Source organism: Runella defluvii (genome assembly GCF_014195535.1).
Lineage (GTDB): Bacteria > Bacteroidota > Bacteroidia > Cytophagales > Spirosomataceae > Runella > Runella defluvii.
Window position 1 is genome coordinate 70,895 of sequence record NZ_JACIBY010000004.1, and the last position, 22,614, is coordinate 93,508.

The 22,614-nt window shown below is 45.6% G+C and carries 20 protein-coding genes; 11 read left to right on the forward strand and 9 right to left on the reverse strand.

Going from position 1 to position 22,614, the window contains the following annotated elements; all coding sequences use genetic code 11:
• Nucleotides 1–92: 92 nt before the first annotated feature.
• From FHS57_RS10505 to FHS57_RS10530, 6 genes are all read right to left on the reverse strand, one after another.
• Nucleotides 93–1,538 carry a TolC family protein gene (locus FHS57_RS10505; RefSeq protein ID WP_183973296.1) on the reverse strand — a complete coding sequence of 482 codons (1,446 nt, stop codon included), beginning with the start codon at nucleotides 1,536–1,538 and terminating at the stop codon, nucleotides 93–95.
• Nucleotides 1,531–4,683, reverse strand: coding sequence for an efflux RND transporter permease subunit (locus FHS57_RS10510; protein WP_183973298.1), 3,153 nt, complete (start codon nucleotides 4,681–4,683; stop codon nucleotides 1,531–1,533). The genes FHS57_RS10505 and FHS57_RS10510 overlap by 8 nt, the downstream gene beginning before the upstream one ends.
• Before the next feature lie 43 nt (nucleotides 4,684–4,726).
• Nucleotides 4,727–5,848 carry an efflux RND transporter periplasmic adaptor subunit gene (locus FHS57_RS10515; RefSeq protein WP_183973300.1) on the reverse strand — a complete coding sequence of 374 codons (1,122 nt, stop codon included), beginning with the start codon at nucleotides 5,846–5,848 and terminating at the stop codon, nucleotides 4,727–4,729.
• Between the two features lie 106 nt (nucleotides 5,849–5,954).
• Nucleotides 5,955–6,299, reverse strand: coding sequence for a hypothetical protein (locus FHS57_RS10520; RefSeq protein ID WP_183973302.1), 345 nt, complete (start codon nucleotides 6,297–6,299; stop codon nucleotides 5,955–5,957).
• Nucleotides 6,300–6,458: 159 nt separating this feature from the next.
• A complete protein-coding gene (locus FHS57_RS10525) occupies nucleotides 6,459–7,424 on the reverse strand; it encodes a GSCFA domain-containing protein (protein ID WP_183973304.1) in 966 nt (321 codons plus the stop codon).
• 18 nt (nucleotides 7,425–7,442) lie between these two features.
• Nucleotides 7,443–8,300 (reverse strand): Rpn family recombination-promoting nuclease/putative transposase, encoded by an 858-nt coding sequence (locus tag FHS57_RS10530; protein ID WP_183973306.1) that lies wholly within the window; start codon nucleotides 8,298–8,300, stop codon nucleotides 7,443–7,445.
• 79 nt (nucleotides 8,301–8,379) lie between these two features.
• Here FHS57_RS10530 and FHS57_RS10535 point away from each other — a divergent pair, with 79 nt between their 5' ends.
• Both FHS57_RS10535 and FHS57_RS10540 read left to right on the forward strand, forming a co-directional pair.
• Nucleotides 8,380–9,795, forward strand: coding sequence for a DUF5723 family protein (locus tag FHS57_RS10535; RefSeq protein WP_183973308.1), 1,416 nt, complete (start codon nucleotides 8,380–8,382; stop codon nucleotides 9,793–9,795).
• Nucleotides 9,796–9,909: 114 nt separating this feature from the next.
• On the forward strand, nucleotides 9,910–11,106 hold the full coding sequence (locus tag FHS57_RS10540; RefSeq protein ID WP_183973310.1) for an ATP-binding protein: 1,197 nt from the start codon (nucleotides 9,910–9,912) through the stop codon (nucleotides 11,104–11,106).
• Between the two features lie 21 nt (nucleotides 11,107–11,127).
• On the opposite strand, the gene FHS57_RS10545 is transcribed toward FHS57_RS10540, so the two are convergent.
• A complete protein-coding gene (locus FHS57_RS10545) occupies nucleotides 11,128–11,460 on the reverse strand; it encodes a translation initiation factor (protein WP_183973312.1) in 333 nt (110 codons plus the stop codon).
• Nucleotides 11,461–11,634: 174 nt separating this feature from the next.
• Here FHS57_RS10545 and FHS57_RS10550 point away from each other — a divergent pair, with 174 nt between their 5' ends.
• The 9 genes from FHS57_RS10550 (at nucleotide 11,635) to FHS57_RS10590 (ending at nucleotide 19,256) form a co-directional block, all read left to right on the forward strand.
• Nucleotides 11,635–11,988: a hypothetical protein gene (locus FHS57_RS10550; protein WP_183973314.1), complete on the forward strand. Its 354-nt coding sequence runs from the start codon at nucleotides 11,635–11,637 to the stop codon at nucleotides 11,986–11,988.
• A gap of 15 nt (nucleotides 11,989–12,003) precedes the next feature.
• Nucleotides 12,004–12,525: a DoxX family protein gene (locus FHS57_RS10555; RefSeq protein WP_221225599.1), complete on the forward strand. Its 522-nt coding sequence runs from the start codon at nucleotides 12,004–12,006 to the stop codon at nucleotides 12,523–12,525.
• A gap of 35 nt (nucleotides 12,526–12,560) precedes the next feature.
• Nucleotides 12,561–13,238 (forward strand): GIN domain-containing protein, encoded by a 678-nt coding sequence (locus tag FHS57_RS10560; RefSeq protein WP_183973316.1) that lies wholly within the window; start codon nucleotides 12,561–12,563, stop codon nucleotides 13,236–13,238.
• An 89-nt stretch (nucleotides 13,239–13,327) separates the two neighbouring features.
• Nucleotides 13,328–14,449, forward strand: a complete 1,122-nt coding sequence (locus FHS57_RS10565; RefSeq protein WP_183973318.1) for a helix-turn-helix domain-containing protein — start codon at nucleotides 13,328–13,330, stop codon at nucleotides 14,447–14,449.
• A 50-nt stretch (nucleotides 14,450–14,499) separates the two neighbouring features.
• Entirely contained in the window at nucleotides 14,500–15,240 is a 741-nt protein-coding gene (locus tag FHS57_RS10570; RefSeq protein WP_183973320.1) for a fatty acid desaturase, read from the forward strand.
• Between the two features lie 351 nt (nucleotides 15,241–15,591).
• Nucleotides 15,592–16,767, forward strand: a complete 1,176-nt coding sequence (locus tag FHS57_RS10575; RefSeq protein WP_183973322.1) for a hypothetical protein — start codon at nucleotides 15,592–15,594, stop codon at nucleotides 16,765–16,767.
• A gap of 27 nt (nucleotides 16,768–16,794) precedes the next feature.
• A complete protein-coding gene (locus FHS57_RS10580; RefSeq protein WP_183973324.1) occupies nucleotides 16,795–17,457 on the forward strand; it encodes a thiamine diphosphokinase in 663 nt (220 codons plus the stop codon).
• Between the two features lie 63 nt (nucleotides 17,458–17,520).
• A complete protein-coding gene (locus FHS57_RS10585; RefSeq protein WP_183973326.1) occupies nucleotides 17,521–18,135 on the forward strand; it encodes a Uma2 family endonuclease in 615 nt (204 codons plus the stop codon).
• Between the two features lie 17 nt (nucleotides 18,136–18,152).
• Nucleotides 18,153–19,256: a mandelate racemase/muconate lactonizing enzyme family protein gene (locus tag FHS57_RS10590; RefSeq protein ID WP_183973328.1), complete on the forward strand. Its 1,104-nt coding sequence runs from the start codon at nucleotides 18,153–18,155 to the stop codon at nucleotides 19,254–19,256.
• 58 nt (nucleotides 19,257–19,314) lie between these two features.
• Here the strand turns inward: FHS57_RS10590 and FHS57_RS10595 are convergent, their stop codons facing one another.
• Nucleotides 19,315–20,472 (reverse strand): helix-turn-helix domain-containing protein, encoded by a 1,158-nt coding sequence (locus FHS57_RS10595; RefSeq protein WP_183973331.1) that lies wholly within the window; start codon nucleotides 20,470–20,472, stop codon nucleotides 19,315–19,317.
• Nucleotides 20,473–20,577: 105 nt separating this feature from the next.
• On the reverse strand, nucleotides 20,578–22,221 hold the full coding sequence (gene pgi, locus FHS57_RS10600; RefSeq protein ID WP_183973333.1) for a glucose-6-phosphate isomerase: 1,644 nt from the start codon (nucleotides 22,219–22,221) through the stop codon (nucleotides 20,578–20,580).
• Nucleotides 22,222–22,614 lie beyond the last annotated feature (393 nt).

The window sequence follows — 22,614 nt, forward strand, 5'->3', positions numbered from 1 at the left end:
TTAAAAAAGTGGTAATCGAATAAAAACGCATACTCGATTACCACAAATGTAAAAAAAAAGCCTTGGAAACAAATAAAACCGCCTTGGATGGGTTATTTCCAACCTCCTCCCAACGAACGATAAATGCCAATGACGGCAAAATACTGACGCTTCCGCACGTCAATCAAGTCGATGCGTGATTGCAGGGCACTTTTACGGTTAAAAATAACTTCCAAATACGAAGCGCGACCCGTAGAGAACAAATCCGAAGCGGTTTGGATGGAGGTATTGAGTACGTCCACCTCAGCGCGTTTGAAATCGTAAATTTTTTCGAGGTTATTGATTAACACAAGCTGGTTATAGACCTCAAAATAGCCGTTTAGAATGCTACGCTGATAGTTGTAAACGGCCTCCACCTGCGCCGCTCTTGCCATTTTTAGTTCGGCTTTGAGGGCGGTTTTGTTGAAAAGCGGTACGGCCAGCCCACCAATGAGGTTGTAAGCAATGGATTGGGGTGAAATCAAAAACTGCGGATTGAAAGATTGAAGCCCAAGTGCACCTGTGATGTTGAGTGAAGGATAAAACGCCGCCTTTGAAATAAACACCTCGGCCTTGGCCGCAGCCAGTTCCAATTCTGCCTGTTTTACGTCGGGGCGGTTTTTGAGCAAATCTGCAGGTACGCCCGCTTTGATTTGATTTGGAAGCCCCGTCATAAACAAATTCCGGGAGCGAATGATTGGGTTTGGATACCTGCCTAACAGAAAATTGATGCGATTTTCGGCTTCACGTACGCGCTGCAAAATCTCTGCTTCCAGACCTTGCGTGCTGAGAAGCTGTGCTTCAAACTGCTTTACTGCCAGTTCGTTGGAGCGGCCTGCGTCTTTTTGAATCTTGATAATATTCAATTCGTTTTCTTGCAACGTAATTGTTTCTTTCAACAAGTCAAGTTCGCGGTCGAGCGCCATCAGCTCGTAATACAACGAAGCAATGTCAGAAATTAGGTTCGTTATGACGAAATTACGCCCTTCGACTGAGGCCAAATACCGAGCCAAAGCCGCTTCTTTTCTGGCCCGCAATTTCCCCCAAATATCCAATTCCCATGAGCTTTGAAGTCCAACGTTGAAGTCGGGTAAGTGCTCGGGAATGCGCTGATTTTCAGAGATATTGTTGGAGAAATTGGTGTCGTAGTTTCCGATGCCATCCATGGTGTATTTCCCAAAACGGCGCTGTCCAACAGTACCAGCACCCGTCACAAAAGGCAGCGTAAGCCCTTTGGCGCGTTCAGCTTGGGCTTTGTTGGTTTCGATGCGCTGAAGCGCAATGCGAATATCGAAATTGTTGGCTAATGCGGTATCAATAAGCGATACCAAATTAGGGTCGGAAAAGTAGCTTTTCCAGTGAATATCAGCGGCATTGCTGCTGTGTGCAGCGCCATTGAAAGAATCGGGCGTTGGGGCAAACGTAGGTAACTGTTCGGGCGCTTTGAGTGATTTACAACCCGAGAAAAATAGGCCGCCAACAAACAGCCCTAACAGGAGGATATGGGTGAGTTTACGCATTGACTTCGTGGGTTAGGTGGGCAACTTCTTTTTTCTTTTTGCGCGACAATCGGTCGGAGAGGGTTTCAAATACCACGTACAAACCTGGTATTAAAATCACCCCAAAGATTGTCCCGAAGAGCATTCCGCCCGCAGCGGCTGTTCCGATGGTACGGTTTCCGATGGCACCTGCGCCTGAGGCCATCATAAGCGGAATCAAGCCCGCAATGAAGGCAAACGAAGTCATCAAAATGGGACGTAAACGGGAGCCTGCTCCTTCGATAGCCGCCTGCAACGGCGTGAAACCTTCGCTGCGTTTGAGAATGGCAAACTCGACAATTAGAATGGCGTTTTTACCCAACAAACCAATCAACATCACCAGCGCCACTTGGGCGTAAATGTTGTTTTGTAACCCCAAAATCGCCAAGAAGAAAAAGGCACCAAATATCCCCGTTGGCAGCGATAAAAGCACGGGAAGCGGTAGCAAAAAGCTCTCGTACTGTGCCGCAAGCAACAGATACACGAAAATAAGACAGATGATAAAAATGTAAATGGCTTGGTCGCCCGACAAGATTTCGTCGCGCGTCATGCCCGACCATTCGTAGGTGTAGCCTTTGGGTAGTTTCTGAGCGGCTACTTCTTGAATCGCCCGAATGGCATCGCCGCTACTAAAACCTGGGGCGGCGTCGCCGTTGATCATTGCTGCCGTAAACATGTTGTAGCGCGTAAGTTGCTCGGGGCCATACACCCGTTCTGTTTTGACAAAAGCGGAGTACGGCACCATTTCGCCTTCGGTGTTTTTAACGTACAGTTTGAGAATATCCTCAGGTTGCATTCGGTACTCAGGCGATGCTTGCACCATCACTTTGTACATTTGCCCAAAACGAATAAAGTTGGTGGCATAAAAACTACCAATAAGCGATTGCAGGTTGTTCATGGCATTGTCAATCGAGACGCCCTTTTGGGCCGCTTTTTCGTTGTCAACGTGAATCAAATACTGCGGAAAACTCGCGTCATAGCTCGTAAACGCATTGACCACTTCAGGGCGTTTGTTGAGTTCTTCAATAAACGCCTTCGTTACTTTTTCCATGGCTTGCAGGTTGCCACTTCCCGTGCGGTCTTGCAGACGGAACTCAAATCCGCTGGCGTTTCCGTAACCAGGCACAGCAGGCGGCGGGAAAAACTGAATGTCGGCGTCTTTGATGTGTTTGGTTTTTTCGGACAACAAAGCAATCACGTCATCGACCGATTCTTTGCGACTTTCCCACGGTTTGAGGTTCATCATTCCCATACCAAATGAAGCCCCCGCACCGTCGGTCATCAAACTAAAGCCCGATAAAGTCGAAATCGACTCCACGGCATCGAGTTTTAGGCTTACTTTTTCAATTTCATCGACCACGGCTTCGGTACGTTCGAGGGTAGCGCCCGACGGCGTCGTGATGTTGGCATAAATCGTACCTTGGTCTTCCGTTGGAATAAAGCCCGATGGAAGCACGAGGTTGGTTCCCCAGGTGGCAGCGATAAAGAACACCAACATGGCAAACGTCACAACTCGGCGATTGGCAATGACGTTAATCAGTGAGCGATAACGATCTGAAACGCCGTTGTACCAATTGTTGAATCCGTCAAAAAAGCGGGTGAGCAGCGTGGCTTTCTGGCCGTGGTGGCTTTTGAGCATGATGGCGCAAAGCGCGGGTGTAAGCGTCAGGGCGTTGATTCCCGAAATTACAATCGAAATGGCCATCGTAATCGAAAACTGGCGATAAAATACCCCTGATGGGCCGTCCATAAATGCTACGGGTACAAACACGGCCGTCATAACGAGCGTAATCGCCACAATGGCGCCGCTGATTTCGTTCATGGATTCGATGGTGGCGTCTTTGGCATTTAGCCCTTTTTCTTCCATCTTGGCGTGAACAGCCTCGACGACCACAATGGCGTTGTCAACCACAATCCCGATGGCCAATACCAAGGCAAACAACGTGAGGAGGTTGATGGAAAACCCGAATAGTTGCATAAAGAAAAATGTACCAATAAGCGAAACAGGTACGGCCAAAGCAGGAATGAGCGTAGAGCGGAAGTCTTGCAAGAAGATAAACACCACCAAGGCCACCAAAATAAAGGCTTCAATCAAGGTCTTGATTACCTCGTGGATAGAAGCATCCAAAAAGCGCGACACGTCGTAGCTGACAGTGTAGGTCATGCCTGGCGGGAACGATTTCTGCAACTCCGTCATTTTGGTTTTGATGTTGGCAATCACCGCACTTGCGTTAGAGCCAGGGCGTTGCTTGAGCAAAATCGCGGCCGATGGACGGCCGTTTTCTTTGGATAAAACGTTGTAGTTCAACGAGCCAAATTCGATGTCGGCCACGTCTTTCAAACGTAAAATATCACCACTTGGATTGGCCTTGATGATGATATTTTCGTACTGTGCTTGGTCAGTAAATTTCCCTGTGTAGCGAAGAACGTACTGCAATGACTGCGATTTGCGGCCAGAACTTTCCCCGATTTTTCCAGGAGCAGCTTCTACGTTTTGGTTGCGGAGGGCCGAAATGACATCATCGGCCGAAACGTTGTAAACCGTCATGCGGTCGGGTTTGAGCCATACCCGCATTGAATATTCACGTTGCCCCATGATGTTGGCAAAACCAACGCCATCGACACGTTTCAATTCTGCCACAACGTTGATGTCGGCAAAGTTGTACAAAAACTCTTCATTGGCGGTGGTATCTTCACTCAAGAGGTTGATATACATCAACATACTGTTTACTTCTTTTTCGGTCGATACCCCCGCTTTGATAACCTCTTCGGGCAATTCGTCGAGGACGGTGGCTACCCGTGTTTGGACGTTTACGGAAGCCAAATCGGGGTCGGTACCTACTTTGAAGTAAACCTGAATGATACTGGTACCGTCGTTGCCCGACACGGAAGTCATGTAGGTCATGCCTGGTACGCCGTTGATGGCACGTTCGAGCGGTGTTACCACGGCCTTAGAGCAGGCTTCGGCGTTAGCCCCTGTGTATTTGGTCGTTACCGTTACGGCAGGAGGAGCGATGTCGGGATATTGGGTCACGGGGAGCTGGGTCATGGCAAGCAGCCCTAGCAGCGTGATGATGAGCGATATAACAATCGATAGGACGGGCCTATTGATAAACAAGGTAAACATGATGATACGTATTTGTGTGGGACAATGGGTTTTACAGCAGGCATTATTGCTGCGTCAATTGCGAACGAATTGTGGCGAACGACTTCATTTCAGGTTTGATACTCATGCCGACGCGCATGTCTTGCAACCCTTCATAAATGATTTTGTCGTTCGGACTAATCCCCGATTCCAATACATATAAGTGTGGCATTCGGAGTTTAGGCACAAAACTTCGCATTTGGACTTTGTTTTGGTTGTCCACTACATAGACGTAGATTTTATCTTGAATTTCAAAGGTTGATTTTTGAGGAATTACGAGGGCGTTTTTTACTTTACGCAACACCCGCACTTTACCACTCGAACCGTGTTTGAGGATACGTTCGGGATTAGGAAAACGCGCCCGAAACGCAATGCTTCCCGTGGCGTTATCAAACTCACCTTCAATGGTTTCGACGTATCCTTTGTGCGGATGCCCTTCGCTGTTGGCCAGAATCAATTCAACCTCAGTTCGATGGTCAGTTTGCTTATTGTTGGTCGCAAATTCGAGATATTCTTTTTCCGAAACGTTAAAATAAGCATATACTTCTTGGTTGTCGGAAATGGTGGTCAACAACGTTCCTTCGTCAATCAAACTTCCGATTTTGTTAGGAATACGGTTGATGATGCCGTCGAAAGGCGCTTTGATTTCCGAAAAAGACAGCTTGAGCTTGGCGCTTTGCTCTTGTGATTCGGCCTCTTCGATGCGGGCATTGAGGGCGTCGAGTTTGGCTTTGGCCATGTCGTATTCGGTTTTGGATACCACATTTTTGTCCACCAATTTCTTGACGTTTAGTAGGTCAAGTTCAGCGGTTTTGGCCTCAGCAATGGCACTTTTTAGCACAGCCGTAGCGCGCAATAAATCCCCTTTATATTCTTGATTACTGATACGGAAAAGTACTTGGCCTTTGCGTACTGTTTTTCCTTCGTCCACGTGAATGCTTTCAATATAGCCCTTGACCCGAGCACGAATTTCAACGTTTTTAACGGAGTTGATGTCCGAAACATAGTCTGTATGATAGACGGTGTCAATCGTAATCGGTTGAATAACAGGGTACTTCTCTTGGGTGGTGGTTTGGTTTGAATCAGCAGTTGAGCAGGCCGAAATGCACAGCCCAATCACCGAAGTGAGGATTAATGGTACTCTCATAAGAAATAATGGTTGTGTTGAAATATACAGTAATGGAAAACGCAGAGCGAAAGACTCGGAAAACCAAGTCCTCAGAGCGCTCAAAATGAGGCCCTAGTAAAGGAAGTTAGCTAAAGTTTGGAGGCGGAGAAATGGGTTCAATTTCTCGCGTTTCAAGAAGTCCTAAATAATGGTCGAAATTGGCGTCCAACTCATCGGTGAGTTGAATGGATAAAAATTCTACGTCAAACGGGGGCCAAATAAGGCCAATGCTGAAATCCTCAAGAAAAGAACTCTCACTTCCTTTTTCATTGGAAGGGGCATCTGTGTGGCTTGCGATGGAATTAACCAACGAAACAGTAAGCAAGGAGAGAAAGTTTTGGGGACGTTGATGACAGGTGTTGTCGCGGTAAAGCGTGGCCGTTTTTTCTAAAATTATCGGTGGCACAGGGGCAATACATAGGTGAATCATTTGAAGGAGTAAAGCCCAACAAACGATTTGTTTTAGAATGTATGTGACACTTGCTGATTTCATGCTCTATGGCAAATATACCACTAAAACCCATTTTATCCACAGTATGTTCGTTAAAAAACGGCGTTTGGAGTGGATTTGTCGAGCAGAATGCCTTTTTTACAAAGAAGCAAGTTGCTCGGATACCGTGGCTAGTTCGGGGTTTACATCAACATCAATGGCGATTTTTTGCAGTTTTTGGAGTAAATTTTCTAAAAATTGACGATGACTAGCGGTATTGGGGTACAGCGGACGATGTCCGAGCGCTTGCCGAATCTTTTGCCATTCTTGGATAAATTTTTGTAACTCTTTGGTAAAATAAGCGTTAGCAAATCGCTCGAAAATATAGTCCTCAGCTTGTTCGTTGGGGTGAATAAGGTCAGATTTGTAGAAGCGATAATCGCGGAGGTCGTCGAGTAATAATTCGTAGGCAGGAAAGTAGGCATGACCCCGCTCCGAAAGTTCGTGACAAGCCACGCGCAGCAACGACTTACTGACGGCGTTGAGCGGGAGCGTATCGCGGGTATGGCGTACGGGGCTGACCGTAAAAATGGCTTTAAGGGAGGTGGGAAGTTTGGTGAAAAATCCGTCAAAAGCGGCCACGATTTGCTCGGTTTGTAGCAGTTTTCGTTGGAAGGCCGAACTCGGTGTTTTATGGCAATTGGCGACCCACTGACCACTTTCGAGGTGACGATACACAAATGCCGTACCCAAGGTGATAATCAGCACTTCGGTGCGAGAAAGCCATTGCTGAACGGCAGCCAATGTAGTAACAAGCCGTTCCCGCAGTTCTTCGCGTGAAGCCGCCCACAACGACGAATGAAAATCGTAATGAAACCAAACCCCTTGGTGTTCAACGTACAAACGCTCGTCGGGTGGAGTTCCTTCTAAGGCATGATGCAAGAGTTTGACGATAGACAACGGGTTAAATAGCGTTCCAAACGGATTGGAAAGGGTCGGGATTTTATTCTCAACGAGCTTTGTGCCAATCACTTCTGCAAAGCACGAGCCTAGCGTTAGTACGGGGGTTTGCAAGGTGATTTTGTCAGGACTTTCGGGGACAATCAGCTCGGTTCGGAAGTGCATAGAGGGAGAATTGGGTAATCAGAGCAAATTGATTTCTTCTTGGGTTAGACCTGTCAATTTTATGATTAAACTTGGGTCTAAATTTTCATGTTTCATGCCTTTGGCAATCTCCATTGCCTTTTGTTTTTTAGCACGATCTTCGGCATCAATTTGCATTGTCCAAGCCATGCTAGCTTGGTACCTGAGGTTTTCAATATGATGATGGTAATTTCGTAACTCTTCTTCGTTTAAGTTATCTACCCGCCAAAGTTCCTTCGCTTTGGCAATTCCTTTGGCGTTGAACTCGTCCTTGATTTCGTTGTTTTTAAAGTAATAAATCCATTGGTCCAACGAATCTTTGGCAACGTCGTTAAACTGATTCACTTTTAAAACGTAATACTCAGGGAAAATTTGAAACGGCTCAGATTTGCCTAAAATCTCGACTTGTTTATCAGAAAGACTTAATTTGCCTGAGGTATGAATTCCATAAAAATCGGTTTTCCCGTGGTAAACATAATCATCGCCTTGCCCTAAGTCAAAATAGACAATGTTGATGGCATATACTTTCTTGATATTTCTATACGGTTCTCCCACTGAGATGTAATCAGTAATCACCTTTGAAGTACCATAGGCCATTCGATGGAAATAATCGTATTCGTTTTGATTTTGGATTTCAATGATGACTAGTTCTCCTTTGGAGTTTTTAACCAACATATCAACCCGGTTAAACTTATCAGATTCATAGCGTTGATTGCTTTCACTTTCTAAAATTGTTTGGATCAGAATGTCGTCGCGAAGCAGCTCGGATAAAAAACCTTCTAACACCGAAAAATCGGCTTTATTTCTCAACAATCGCTTAATTGCCCAATCGAATCGTATTAAATTTCGGTTGTTCATAGGGGACATTTTTTCCAAAATTAATCATTTTTTTTGACGAATTTTGGGACGAGTTTACGTTAGTCCAATCTCCCTACTTATGAAACAACTCCGCTCTATTTTGACTTTGGCAGGCTTTTTTGCGTTGATGAGCGCTTCGTCGCTCCATGCCCAAGAGTTTCTGGGTCAGCACAGTAGCAATTATGCGGGTATCAATCGTGCCACGTTCAATCCGTCGGCGATTGCGGGAACGCGCTACCGTTATCACATCAATTTATTATCCTTCAATACCACCGTCAACAACCGCTATTTTAAGTATTTTCGGAGCGATGCCCTGTTTCATCCCTTTCGGAATGCCTACGCCGAATCGGATATGTACGGAAAGTCGAAGCTGACAGGAACACTTACCCAGGGGGACAATGTAAATGTATTGGCCGAGTTACGGACACCGTCGGGCTACGTGGGTGTGGGGAAAAACAATTGGCTAGTGGTGGGCTTTCAGACACGCTTACGTGGGTTTGTGCAAGGCTCTGGTGTACCTTCGGCCCTTTTTGATGCCTATAAATACCGCCTCGACGACGGCCTTACCACGGCTTCGACGGGGAGTTTTACCAATTTTACCATGAACCAACACTCGTTTTTTGAAACGGGCCTCACAGTGGCGGCGATGCCTTTGCGGTTGGATGGACTGATTCGGGTGAAAGTAGGGGCAACAATCAAGCGGCTGTCGGGGGCGCGGAATGTTTTTTTGACCATCAAAAATGCCAATTACCAAGTTAAACCCCTCAATGCCGACGAATATGTGATGGAGTTGGGAAATGTAAGTTACGAATATGGCTATACCCACCCCGTTCAGTCGTTTAGTTTGGGAAGCCTGTTTTCGTCGGACTACGGCTCAGGAACGGCTATCGACCTTGGAGCGACGGTCGAAATTGGGCGCATTCGCCAGCACGCCGAAAATCAGGCCAATTACATTGCCAGAATCGGGGTGGCACTGACGGATGCAGGACAGATTTCGTACCCTTCGACGGGCAAACAATACAGCGGTACACTGAATAAATTGACCATTAACCAAAACCAACTCATTGATATTGGTAATAATTCGGTAAAAGGGTTAGAAACAATACTCGGGACGGCGAAGCCTGCCACTTACGCGTCATCGACAGCCCTGCCACGTACGCTGAACATTGATGCTGATGTGCAATTGGCCAAGTCGTTTTTTGTGAATGCTACGTGGATAAAACCAACCAACGTAGGCGCATTGCCCGCGAATTTAGCCCAGCCGCAGGTGTTTTCACTGACACCACGTTTTGAAGGGGAAGATGTTGAGTTTACCCTTCCTGTTACTTGGTGGGAAGGAAACAGCAAACCCACCATTGGTTTTTCGGTACGCTTTGGCCCTGCCTACATCGGATTTAGCAATTTTGGAGGGTTAGTGAGCAAGGCCGTTCAGCCCCGTGGTTCATTGGCCTATTTCGGCATCCAGTTGTGGGGACTTAACGACAAGAAAAAATAACTACCCACCCGCCTTTTTAGCCTTATAACCTTTGGCCAACAGCTATGTATTCCTCAAAAGTGTATTTTATAAAATACACTTTTTTGCTATTTTTGTATTTTAGAAAATATAAAAATGGAACAGTTGTTTGCGAAATACCTCCCCAAACTCCAGCGTACTCGTACTGATTTTGTACGAGATGCCATCCATGAAATTGATTGGGCGCGCAATCGTCTTATTGGGATTAAAGGAGCAAGGGGAGTGGGAAAAACCACCCTCTTACTACAATACCTCAAAGAAGCAAAGCTCGACTTAACCAAGTCATTGTACGTCAGTTTGGATGATTTGTATTTCAGTAATCACCGCTTATACGATTTAGGCGTTGATTTTGTCCGAAAAGGTGGGCAATTGCTTATGCTTGATGAAGTGCACCGTTACCCCAACTGGTCGCAGGAAATCAAAAATTTATACGACGATTTTGCCGAATTAAGGATTGTTTTTACGGGTTCTTCCATCATTCATCTCGAACGCAGTCGGGGAGACCTCAGCCGCCGAGCAGTAATGTACACCTTGCCTGGGCTATCTTTTCGAGAGTTTCTCCAAATTCAAAAAGTGGCTAATTTTACTCCTATTTCCTTAGAAGACTTACTAAAAAGCCACACTACAATAGCGGTAGAGTTGACTGAGAATTTTAAACCATTTGTATATTGGTCTAAGTACTTAGAGTACGGGTATTATCCTTATTTCCTTGAAAATGAAGATATATATAGCCAAAAACTTTCTGAGACAATCCGCCTTAGTCTTGAGCTTGACCTCCCTGCGGCTTACGGCACTAGTTATGCTACCGTAGATAAACTCAAGCAATTGTTGGTGGTACTGGCCGAGAGTGTTCCTTTCAAACCCAATATTTCTAAGCTCGGTGAAATGCTCCAAGCTACCCGTAGCTCCGTGGTTGACTACCTACATTATTTGGAGGAGTTAGGGATATTGTCTCTATTACACCGCGATAGTTTTGGGATTACGCGCCTCCAAAAACCAGAAAAAGTTTATTTGAGTCATCCCAATTTACAATATGCACTCACAGAAACCCGTCCTGACAAAGGCACGCTACGTGAAAGTTTTTTACTTAGTCAGACGCAGCCTAAACACCGTGTTGAATATACCGAGCAAGGCGATTTTCGGCTGGATAGACGCTATACTATCGAGGTAGGAGGAGCAAACAAAACCCAGCGCCAAATCGCTAACGTCGCGGATGCCTACATAGCCGCCGATGATATTGAAATAGGTTTTGGGAATAAAATTCCTTTATGGATTTTTGGGTTGTTGTATTAACCCCCTTAATGTTTTTGCTCTCTACCCACCCGCCTTTTTAGCCTTATAACCTTTGGCCAACAGCCACGTTACGATTTTGTCGCGAAAATCTCCCTGAATCAATATTTCACGGTCTTTGGCGGTGCCGCCCGTGCCGCAGAGGTTTTTGAGTTGTTTGGCTAAGGCTTCCATATCGCCCGTTTTGCCCGTCCATCCTTTGATGGCCGTCACTACTTTTCCGCCTCCTTTGCGTTCGAGCCATACCTTCAGGTCTTGTTGCTGAGGAGTGGGAGTCTCCTGTTCTTCGTCCGAATCGTCGAATTGAAAGCTGGGGTCGGTAGAATAGACGATGCCGTTGCGGTTATTTTTTGCCATGATTTTCTTCTTTTGCCCCGAAATAGCAGCTTTTTAGGCGTTTTTTCAAGGATTATGGTTCAAATCATCATTTGAGACGTGCCAAATCATGTTTTGGAGCGTGGGCCGTGTTGGTGAACTGCACCTTTGCATCATCAATCGCAACGAAGCGGTTGTCCAAACTTTCTTACAACCATGAAAAAGGCCTTAGCTTCATTTGTCATTTTCGCCGTTATCGGTACTTCGTGTACATCACTCCATTCAACGACCTACATCAAAGCACAAGACAGCTTTATTTTGGGAAACAACGAACACGGACAGTTTTCGGTCAAACTTAAAAATGCCTCCACCTCAAATGTAGAAATTTGGGAAGCACCCGTAGCAGGCGGGAGACACTCGCAAGTCATTGTCAAACCTAATGAAACGGTGAAGGTAAAGGTAGATAAAAATACGGCGTTACGCATCCAAAATAAGTCAAATGACGAACAAGCAGCCGTCGAACTTCACGTCAAAGGCGACACGGGATTATCAATGGGCTATAAAAACTAATTACCACTTACGTACATGAAAAAGCAATTGTCAACCATCGCATTAACCAATTTTTCTAATCATTCACTGACTCAAAACTCACTTACAGCCATGAAAACAGTACTTTCCAACATCATCACGCCCGTTTATACCTCTACTTGGTACTCAGATTTAGTATTGGCCATTCCACGCATTATGGGTTGCTATTTTTTAATGGTCAATTTTGGCGGTAGTAAGTTTCCTACACCCGATTGGTTTGTGGAAGACGTATCCAAGTTTGGTGGTATTTTCGCTTTATTCCCTGCATTTTTTGCGTGGGCTGCCGTATTGGCCGAAACCTTCGGTGGGGCGCTGTTGGTGCTTGGCTTGGGGACTCGGTTGGCAGGTTTTATGGTGGCTTGTACCATGTTGGTGGCTATTTTCTTCCAAAAATGGGGTGGCGAAGTATGGGAAATGCTACCCGCGATGGGCTTTCTTTGGATTTCGTTGTACGCCATCGTGATGGGGTCAGGAAGAATTGGGTTGGATCATTTTATTGCTCAGAGATTTAAAAAATAACATCTTCATTATCAGCATTTAAATCAACAATTGCCATGAAAAAGTTAACAATGATTCTTACCCTTTTGATGACGGTCTGTTTGTACACCCAAGCCCAACGTGGGCCACTACGCGGCACGGGCAAACTCATGACCAAAACGCTGGATTTTCGCGATTTTGATAAACTCTCTTTTGAAGATTTGGACGGGAACATTGAGGTTGAAATTGGCAAATCTTTTTCGGTAAAAATCGAAATTGACGAAAATTTGGAGCCACTTTTAGAAGTCAAAAAAGAAAGCCAAGAGGGCATGTTAAGCATTGGCCTCAAAGGCAACTACAACAATAAAATGTACATCGAAGATACCCGCATCAAAGTGAAGGTGACCATGCCTGAAGCGTCGGTGATTCAGCACCGTGGCAACAGTAGTTTGCAGGTTACAGGCATTGTAGGACGGTATTTTAGAATAGAAAATTACGGCAATGGCAACGCCACGCTCCAAGGAACGATTGATGAACTTGACGTCAAAAAGAACGGTAACGGAGAAGTAAAAGCCCAAGGGCTTATCGCCAAAACCGCCAAAGTAAAGAGCTACGGCAACGGTAATGTACGTGTAAATGCCCAAATATCGCTCATGGCACATGGCTCAGGCAACAACAGCGTGATGCAGTTTGGCCCAGGCAAAATTGACCCTATGTCGGGGATTATGGGCAACGGCGAAGTCAGAAAAATGTAGCCGTTTTAAAACTTAATTGACGGTGGATAGTTAAAACGTATAGTCACATTCGCGGAACAGCCAATAGTTGTAAGCACTTTGATATAACGATGTCTATTTATCAAACACCCCTCCAATTTGGCTATTTTTTGGCCTTGCTTTTTGCCGTTTTGTTGTTGATTCGAGGTTGGAAAGAAGAACGGCTTTCGGATAAGTTTCTGGGCTTAGTGATGTTTTTTTTGGCCATGGAAATTCAGGATTACACCTTTGGGTTTTCGGGAATTAATATTCTCTGGGAAAAATACGACGGCTTTCCGCGCTACTTTCACCTTGCGTTTGCCCCCACGATTTATTTCTACCTCAAAGCCCAAATCAACCGCGATTTTCGGTTCAAAGCGAGCCATTTGTGGCATTATTTGCTCTACGGTATTTATTTTTTGGTCAATATTATCGTCTTTGTTCAGGGGCCAAAAGTAGTGAGCGCCTTCCGTAGTTCGGAGTTGTCGTACTGGTTGGGTTGGCTAGAAAGCATCGCCATTTGGGGTTCTTACATCTATTATTTTTATCAATCGCTACGTCTTTATAAAGAATACCGTCTATGGGTTGAAACACAGTTTTCGGATACTGATACGATTAGCTTTGTGTGGCTTCGCAATTTTATTTACCTCATCATTGCGGGCGAAGTGTTCAAATTAGGCTGGTCTATTGTCGACCGCGCTTTGGGGGATTTGCCCTTTGAGCAAGATTGGTGGTGGCATTTGTTTACGGTCACCATTATTTGTTACGTAGGCATCATGGGGTATTCACAACATCAGCCCGCTCGCTTATCGTACACCAAAGCTGAGGTGGTTCCTGAGCCAGAAGAAGGTGATATTGTCAAAAATTCGGATGTATCAGCGCCCAATTATTCAGAATGGAAGCCCAAAATTGAGCAAGTAGTTGGGGAACAACGCTTGTATCTTCAACCTGATTTGTCGCTAAGTGACGTAGCCCAGCGCCTTAAAACCAATACGTCGGTGTTGTCGGCGGCTATCAATCAGAATTTCGGAAAAAACTTCAATGATTTTGTCAATTACTACCGCGTGGAAGAGGTAAAACGCCAACTCAAAAACCCCGAAAACAGCCACTTGTCGCTGTTGGGAATAGCGTTGGAGTGTGGTTTTAATTCAAAATCCACCTTTAATCGTGCCTTCAAGAAATTCACTGGAAAGTCACCGAAGGAGTTTGAGTAGAAACAAAAGCGCTTGGCATGGTGTTGTACAAAAAATACCATTAGAAGCGTATGTCATCACATCCCGCCATTAAACCCAGCCCCATCGGTACCAAAGGTCTTTGGATAGCCCTGACGGTGTTGGTGTTGTGGTTTGCTCACCTTGCGTTTTTACTGCATTATCCGCTGTACCTTAGCGACCCCCTTGTGCTCGTTTTTGTGTTGATTCAAATGCACCTTTATACGGGATTGTTCATCACAGCGCACGACTCCATTCATGGAGTTGTTGCGCCTGAAAATAAGCGACTTAATTATTGGATTGGATTCGTTTGTGCGTCTTTGTTTGCTTTTAATAACTACAAAACACTTTCGTCGAAGCATCACCTGCATCACCGCCACGCGGCCACCCACGACGACCCCGATTACCACGACGGTCATCCCAACTTCTTTTTGTGGTTTTTGGCCTTTGCCAAAGAATACATTTCGGTGATTCAAATCATCCTCATGGCAGTGACCTACAACGTGTTAAAACTGTGGTTCCCGTGGGAAAATTTGGTGGTTTTTTGGATGATTCCAGCGGTGTTGAGCACGTTCCAGTTGTTTTATTTTGGCACGTATTTACCCCACCGTGGCGAACACGAAAATCCGCCGCACAATGCCCGTAGTCAGAAGTTGAACCACGTATGGGCGTTTTTGAGTTGTTATTTTTTTGGGTATCATTTTGAGCATCACGCCTATCCTTACTTACCGTGGTGGCGTTTGCCCGAAGCGCGCGAGCGAGTAGCGGGGGTTTTGAGAAACCCTGAGAATTAGACTTTATTACTTGCAATTTAACAAGGTTTTGAGAAACCTTGTGCGTCGGTTGTGAGCAACCTCCGACACGGGAGCGTGCTGTCGGTTGCTCGTGTGCTGTCGGTTTCTCAAAACCGACATGCGCGGTTGCTCACAACCGCGAGAAAGAGACTTTATTACTTGCATTTAACAAAGTTTTGAGAAACCTTGTGCGTCGGTTGTGAGTAACCTCCGACACGTGTATGTGCAGTCGGTTTCTCAAAACCGACATGTGCGGTTGCTCACAACCGCGAGAAAGAGACTTTATTACTTGCATTTAACAAGGTTTTGAGAAACCTTGTGCGTCGGTTGTGAGCAACCTCCGACACGTGTATGTGCAGTCGGTTTCTCAAAACCGACATGCGCGGTTGCTCACAACCGCGAGAAAGGAAGTTAAAAATCGCCAAAATGGGGAATAAAATAGCAGTAGTAGGTCAATGGTTGCTGATTGCTATAGTAGTAATCCTCAAACTCCGTGCGGATGCTATCTATTTCCTCACTCCCGATTCGTACCATTACTTGCACGCTGCCCAAAGCTTACTCGATGGAAAAGGCTACCACATCGTCTTTGAAGGTCGAGATACCTTTTGCGCCATTTGGCCCGTGGGTTATTCGGCGTCGATTGCGGGACTTGCGTGGCTGACGGGTTTTTCGGTAGAAATATCCTCAAAAATTATCAACGTACTGGCCCTCGCAGGCTGTTTTGGGTTAATATACAGTCGTTTTCGGGAGAGAGCGTGGTTTATCTCTTTGGCTTTTTTTGCCTCGTCGCTGGTACAAGTATATGCCAATACGTGGTCCGAAACCTTATTTTTGTTTTTTGTAATTGGTTTTGCGGCGCAAAGTACCGAGGCAATGCCAACAAAAGTAGGAGGGTCTTTTTGGGCAATTGGCGCGTTTTTGAGTCGATACGCTGCCGTTTTTTTAGCGTTTGTTTTATTGATTCAGCGAAGGTGGAGGGCTGCCTTGTATTACCTACTTTTTGTGGCGGGGTATCTGTTTTTTAATTTTTCTCAAACCAAAACTTTTACGGGTGGGCACGGTTTTTGGCCCGATGAACCGTGGCTGAGCCGAGTAGGGCGAGGCATACGCGGGCTAGGAGAGGAGCTTTTATTTTTTGCGGTACGGGATTGGGGATTGAAAAATACCGCTTTGAACGACTCAGTGAAGTGGCTGATTTATGGAGTGGCTTTGGGTCAATTGATAGTGGTGGGGTTGATTATGAGGGAGTTTTGGAGGTGGGCGAAGGGGCATGGAATCGATGCCTACGGCATGACAAAAAGCTCATTTTTTCGGGTAGGCGTGGGTTATTTACTTTTTACAATCGCTATTTATTTAACGGATGCCTCTATCGAAAGCCTGTATTTTCGTCGGTTGGCACCTGCTTCGTTGTTGATTACAGTTGGGATATTGGAATGGGTTTCGTTACAAAAAGTGTTGTTTGAACGCACCAAATGGTATTTTGTGCTTTTCTTTGCGTTGTCAATTATTCATTCAATCCCAAAATAGCGGACTTTTGCCCGCTGCTTACTAAAAATGTCTTCGCACCACGTTGTCCGAGAAAAACAAGAACCCGCGTTGCTGATTGCCAATGGCGAAGGGTGTAGCTTTGAATTGATGGGGCAACTGCTCGAATGGTCGCCGTTTGTGGTGGTGCTCGACCACGCCATTCATCGAGTGCTTGATTTGGGGATAAAAGTGGATGTGCTTTTGGGCGACTTTGACCGAAACGTTGATTTTGAAGAAATACACGCCCGTCAGTATCCGCTTGAAATTATTCATACGCCCGACCAAGACAAAACAGACCTCGAAAAAGGCATTGAGTTTTTGATAGAACGCGGTTTTCCCGCTGTGAACATCGTGTGGGCAACGGGTCGTCGCGCCGATCATAGTTTGACCAATATGACGAATATTGTTCGGTACAAGAATCAAATCAAATGCGTGATGCTGGACGATTATTCCAAAATTTTTCCGTTGGTCGGGACGTTTGAAAAATGGTACGCTGCCGAAACGCCCATTTCGCTCATTCCCGTTGGAACGGTGACGGGGATTGCCACGGAAGGGTTAAAGTATAATCTTGAAAATGAATCGCTTGTGCTGGGGTATCGCAATGGAAATAGCAACGAGTCGGCGGCAGATGGATTTGTGAAAATCTCAGCCCAATCGGGTGATTTGTTGATTATGGAGTGCTGGGATTAATGGAGTGCTGAGTGTTGAGTTTACTGTTTATTGTTGTTACTTTTGAGAAAATAAATGTTTACCATGACCGCTTTAGACACGCCACGGAAAGTGCGAAAAACCCCAAGGAATGTTCCTGAAGCCCTGATTTACGAAATCATGGACGGAAAACCTGTGTATTATAAAGGGTATCGGGAGGTGTTATCGGGAAACAAGAAAATTACTGAAATTATGGGGTCGAGTAGCTTGCAGGCATTGATTGTGTTCTATTTGACGGTTTTTATCGGGAAATTTATTGATGAAGATACCTACACAGTGTTGACAAGCGAAGCTGGATTGCACATTGACCATAAAAACAATTTAGCCAACGATATTGCCATTTTTGAACAATCGGTGTTGACACCAGATAAAATCTCCAGAAAATATGCCAACGTGCCGCCGACCATTGTTTTTGAAATAGACATTGATGCGGATGTTGAGGACATGACAGAGACGGGATATATTTACAAAAAGACCCAAAAACTACTCACTTTTGGAGTTCAAAAAGTCTTTTGGATATTGACGGAAGCTCAGGTGGTAATGGTCGCAACGGCCGAACGTATTGAAACCTTTGACTGGAACCGTGATATTGAATTGATGCACGACCAATCGTTTAACGTAGGAGCTTATTTGACAAAAAAAGGCGTAATCCTAAGCTAATTTCTTCCTTTACAGACATGCCCATCATTACCCACATCGAGGTTTTTAAGTTTAATATTCCCCTGCAAGCTCCTGTTACGATTGCGATTGGAACTATTGAGGAAGCTCGTAATATTTTGGTCAAAATTCACACGTCGGATGGGGTATATGGAACGGGGGAAGGCGCTCCGTTTTGGATGATTGTCGGCGAAACGCAAGCCACCGTTTACGCGGCGGCTTATGATTTGGCAAAACTATTGATTGGCAAAAATCCCCTTGATTTAGAAGGATGTATCGGGGCTATGGAACGCTATTTGGCCGCCAACCCTACGGCGAAAAGTGCCTTCGACATGGCGCTGTACGATCTTGCAGCGAAGTATGCCAATATGCCTCTGTACCAATTTTTGGGAGGTAGCAACCGCCCGATTGCGACCGATGAAACGATTTATATCTCTTCGCCCGAGGCCATGGCAGCCGATGCCGTGAAAATTAAAGAACGGGGTGCCGATGCCATCAAAGTGAAATTGGGAACAAACGCAACCGATGATATTAAACGCATTGCGGCGATTCGTGCGGCGATTGGCGACGAAATTTCTATCCGTACCGATGCCAATCAAGGTTGGGATTACGTGAGTGCGCTCAAAGTGCTCAATACCATTGCCGACTGGAACGTAGAGTACTGCGAACAGCCCGTAAAACATTGGGATTATGCGCACATGGCGCGTCTTCGTCAGCACGCGAGGGTACCTATTTGTGCCGATGAATCGTTGTTTTCTCCCCAAGATGCGGTCAAATTGGTGGCGCAAGAGGCGGTTGATTATTTTAATATCAAGCTGTCTAAAAGTGGAGGTTTACGTAATGCCGTCAAAATCAATGCCATTGCCGAAGGGGCAGGTATTCGTTGCATGATTGGGTGCATGTCGGAGTCGCGTTTGGGGATTTCGGCCAATGCGCATTTTGCGTCAGCGTTGCACAACGTCGTTTTTTATGATTTAGATTCTCCTTTCGAACACGCCCAAGACCCTGTATTGGGTGGCATTGTTTACCAAAATCATTACCAAGTGATGATTCCTGACGCACCTGGTCACGGCGCCGATGTGGATGCGGCGTATCTGCAAAAAATGGAGTCGTTTACGGTGTGATTCAAAAAGGTCGGGTTGTGAGCAACCCTCAGCACTAATCAAAACCTTCATTTTCTGGTTATAATTTCTCTTGATTCCGAAACTGAGCGGGAGTTTTGCCCGCAAAACGCTTGAAAGCCGTGTGAAAAGCAGAGGTGGAATTGTAGCCCACGCGCTCGGCGATTTCGTCGATTTTGAGGTGGGCAAAGGCAGGGTTGGAAAGTAAACGTTTGGCTTCTTCGACGCGATGGTAGGCAAGCCAATCAAAAAAGCTTTGTTGAAGTCGATCGTTGAGTACTTGGGATAAATGATGCGGCGAAACCGACAGACGTTGCGCTAGTTTGGGTAACGTAAAATCGTTGTCGAGGTACGGTTTTTCGGTTTCGAGTAGCTGCTGTAGTTTTTGCAAAATCAACTCCCCGTAGTCTTCCGAGAGCGATGATTTTTCGTACTTTTTCTTTGGTTCATTTTCGAGGTTTTCAACTTGAAACAATACCGAATGACTCATTACCAAGTAGCTGGTTACATAGACATAAAACGTGACCAAGCTTCCCAGCAAATAATCGCCCAAATCTTCTTCAAATGTCAGTTTAACCCCAATAAATAACATTGGAAAAAGGCACGACAGCAGCGTAAGGTTGCGAAGTTGGGTGAAAGGTGCAGCGTTTTTTAAGGTGAAAAAAGGCAACTGTTGTTGGCGAAAGGCCCGCCCAATTTCCCGAAAACTTAGCCCCAAATACGTCAATATACTGACCAACGTAAAGTCGTTGACGTATTCGCGAATGTGCAGCGGGTCTTCGGAATGCCACAAGGTAACGGCTCGAAAAGGCAACTCAGGATGCCACGCATCGAGGTACGAATTGTACTTGTACTCAAGCGGTTGGTGTTGCCAAAAAAAGGAGTAGAGACACCAAAAGGCAAACGGTAAAAGATGCCAGCCGTAGTGACGAGGAAGCCGCCCATGAAGCCGAGCATACACAAAAAAGAAGGGTAAAAGAGCTAATAAAAAATTGGTAGGTTCGGCAAAATTATCGGCCCAGAGGGTTTGAAATTGGTAGTTGGAATAGCACAAAAAGACTTCTAAAATAGCCGCACAAAAAGCCAACATCACCCATCCCATCATGCGATTGGCCACGGACTTAGCCCGTTGACCTGTCAGAAAAAGCCCACCCAATAAGATGCTTTGTATGACACCAAGGAGAATAACAATCGCAAAAAAGTCGATGCGGAGGGGCATTGTTGAAAAAGCAGTATTTTGAAAGGCAAATCGGCAAGGAGCAAAAGGCAAAACGGTACTTCACAAGTTCCCTTTTGCCTCTTGCCTCACTTGCTTCTTGCTAGTTTATCTCCAACGCTTATATTGGTTAATCAAGCCATTGGTGCTGCTATCGTGCGACTCGATAGGCCAGTCGTTTTGAAGTTCTGGGTAAATTTTGTTGGCCAATTGCTTGCCCAATTCTACGCCCCATTGGTCGAAACTGAAAATGTTCCAAATAACTCCTTGAACGAAGATTTTGTGCTCGTACATCGCAATTAAGCTTCCCAAAACGCGCGGCGTAATTTTCTTTACCAAGAAAGAGTTGGTCGGGCGGTTTCCTTCAAACACTTTGAACGGAGCAATTTTGGCAATTTCTTCTGGCGATTTTCCGCTTAATTCAGCCACCACTTCGTCCAATGTTTTACCGTTCATCAATGCTTCTGTTTGGGCAAAGAAGTTTGATAACAACATTTTGTGGTGTTCGCCAATCGGGTTATGGCTCAACGCAGGCGCGATAAAATCGGCAGGAATGAGCTTGGTTCCTTGGTGAATCAATTGATAAAACGCGTGTTGGCCGTTGGTGCCAGGTTCTCCCCAAATAATAGGGCCTGTTTGGTAGTCAACTGCCTCGCCGTTGCGACTTACGTTTTTCCCGTTCGACTCCATGTCTCCTTGTTGGAAATAAGCGGCAAAACGGTGTAAGTATTGGTCGTACGGTAAGATAACGTGCGTATCTGCGCCGAAAAAGTTGTTGTACCAAATCCCCAACAGGGCCAAGACAACAGGAATATTTTTCTCAAAACGCGCCGAACGGAAGTGATTATCCATGTCGTGCGCCCCTGAAAGGAGTTGCTCAAAGTTTTGGAAGCCAATGTAGCAAGAAATCGACAAGCCGATGGCCGACCACAACGAGTAACGCCCACCTACCCAATCCCAAAAACCAAACATATTTTCGGGGTCAATGCCAAATTTTTCTACTTCAGTACGGTTGGTTGAAATGGCTACGAAGTGCTTAGCTACGTGGGCGCTGTCTTTCGCAGTTTCCAAAAACCAACGACGCGCCGAGTGGGCGTTGGCCATTGTTTCTTGGGTTGTAAACGTTTTTGAAGCAATCATAAACAACGTTGTCTCAGGATTGAGTTTTGCGACTGCTTCGGCAATGTGCGTACCGTCCACGTTCGACACAAAATGAACGCTTAGACCTTTTTTACCGTACGACTTGAGCGCTTCGGTCACCATTACGGGGCCGAGGTCAGAGCCTCCGATACCAATATTTACAATGTCAGTAATTTTCTTACCCGTAAAGCCTTTCCATTCGCCGCCGCGTACTTTTTCCGAAAAGCCTTTCATTTTTTCCAACACTTCGTTGACATCAGGCATGACGTCTTTGCCATCCACCTCGATGGGGGTGTTGGAACGGTTGCGAAGGGCCACGTGCAACACCGCGCGGTTTTCGGTGGCGTTGATTTTGTCGCCCGTAAACATTTTTTCAATTGCATCCGAAAGCTGGCATTCGCGGGCTAGGTCGCACAAATACGCCAACGTACGGCCATTGATGCGGTTTTTAGAGTAGTCAACGACGATGTCACCCAAGCGCAACGAGAATTTTTTGAAGCGGTTAGGGTCTTCGGCAAACAATTCTTTTAAATGTTTCTTGCTGATACTCTTGTGGTGAGTTTTGAGTTTGCGGTAGGCAGCCGTCTGGTCAAAAGGAATGGCTTGTAACATCTGTCTAAATAGTTTTATGAACACGCAAAAGTAGGGAATACGCCCACTTTCTCAAAGAAATGAGGGGTTTAGGGCATAAAAAGGCAGAATTTGGGGCAAGTTGTGGGAATTTATAAAGGCAACTTACGAATCAAGGGATAAAAGTCTCGGAGAGACGCAACATTTGTAACGAGAAGAGTCATCCCATAAAAAGTCTCGGAGAGACATAACGTTTGTAGAATTGTAACAAAATGGATGATTCCATAAAAAGTCTCGGAGAGGCATAGCGTTTGTAGAATTGTAACAAAATGGATGATTCCATAAAAAGTCTCGGAGAGACATAACGTTTGTAGAATTGTAACAAAATGGATGATTCCATAAAAAGTCTCGGAGAGGCATAGCGTTTGTAGAATT

Bases quoted from the DNA above. Each gene is read 5' to 3' on its own strand.
- FHS57_RS10505 (WP_183973296.1), bottom strand. From the start codon at position 1,538: ATGCGTAAACTCACCCATATCCTCCTGTTAGGGCTGTTTGTTGGCGGC.
- FHS57_RS10510 (WP_183973298.1), bottom strand. From the start codon at position 4,683: ATGTTTACCTTGTTTATCAATAGGCCCGTCCTATCGATTGTTATATCG.
- FHS57_RS10515 (WP_183973300.1), bottom strand. From the start codon at position 5,848: ATGAGAGTACCATTAATCCTCACTTCGGTGATTGGGCTGTGCATTTCG.
- FHS57_RS10520 (WP_183973302.1), bottom strand. From the start codon at position 6,299: ATGATTCACCTATGTATTGCCCCTGTGCCACCGATAATTTTAGAAAAA.
- FHS57_RS10525 (WP_183973304.1), bottom strand. From the start codon at position 7,424: ATGCACTTCCGAACCGAGCTGATTGTCCCCGAAAGTCCTGACAAAATC.
- FHS57_RS10530 (WP_183973306.1), bottom strand. From the start codon at position 8,300: ATGAACAACCGAAATTTAATACGATTCGATTGGGCAATTAAGCGATTG.
- FHS57_RS10535 (WP_183973308.1), top strand. From the start codon at position 8,380: ATGAAACAACTCCGCTCTATTTTGACTTTGGCAGGCTTTTTTGCGTTG.
- FHS57_RS10540 (WP_183973310.1), top strand. From the start codon at position 9,910: ATGGAACAGTTGTTTGCGAAATACCTCCCCAAACTCCAGCGTACTCGT.
- FHS57_RS10545 (WP_183973312.1), bottom strand. From the start codon at position 11,460: ATGGCAAAAAATAACCGCAACGGCATCGTCTATTCTACCGACCCCAGC.
- FHS57_RS10550 (WP_183973314.1), top strand. From the start codon at position 11,635: ATGAAAAAGGCCTTAGCTTCATTTGTCATTTTCGCCGTTATCGGTACT.
- FHS57_RS10555 (WP_221225599.1), top strand. From the start codon at position 12,004: ATGAAAAAGCAATTGTCAACCATCGCATTAACCAATTTTTCTAATCAT.
- FHS57_RS10560 (WP_183973316.1), top strand. From the start codon at position 12,561: ATGAAAAAGTTAACAATGATTCTTACCCTTTTGATGACGGTCTGTTTG.
- FHS57_RS10565 (WP_183973318.1), top strand. From the start codon at position 13,328: ATGTCTATTTATCAAACACCCCTCCAATTTGGCTATTTTTTGGCCTTG.
- FHS57_RS10570 (WP_183973320.1), top strand. From the start codon at position 14,500: ATGTCATCACATCCCGCCATTAAACCCAGCCCCATCGGTACCAAAGGT.
- FHS57_RS10575 (WP_183973322.1), top strand. From the start codon at position 15,592: ATGTGCAGTCGGTTTCTCAAAACCGACATGCGCGGTTGCTCACAACCG.
- FHS57_RS10580 (WP_183973324.1), top strand. From the start codon at position 16,795: ATGTCTTCGCACCACGTTGTCCGAGAAAAACAAGAACCCGCGTTGCTG.
- FHS57_RS10585 (WP_183973326.1), top strand. From the start codon at position 17,521: ATGACCGCTTTAGACACGCCACGGAAAGTGCGAAAAACCCCAAGGAAT.
- FHS57_RS10590 (WP_183973328.1), top strand. From the start codon at position 18,153: ATGCCCATCATTACCCACATCGAGGTTTTTAAGTTTAATATTCCCCTG.
- FHS57_RS10595 (WP_183973331.1), bottom strand. From the start codon at position 20,472: ATGCCCCTCCGCATCGACTTTTTTGCGATTGTTATTCTCCTTGGTGTC.
- pgi (WP_183973333.1), bottom strand. From the start codon at position 22,221: ATGTTACAAGCCATTCCTTTTGACCAGACGGCTGCCTACCGCAAACTC.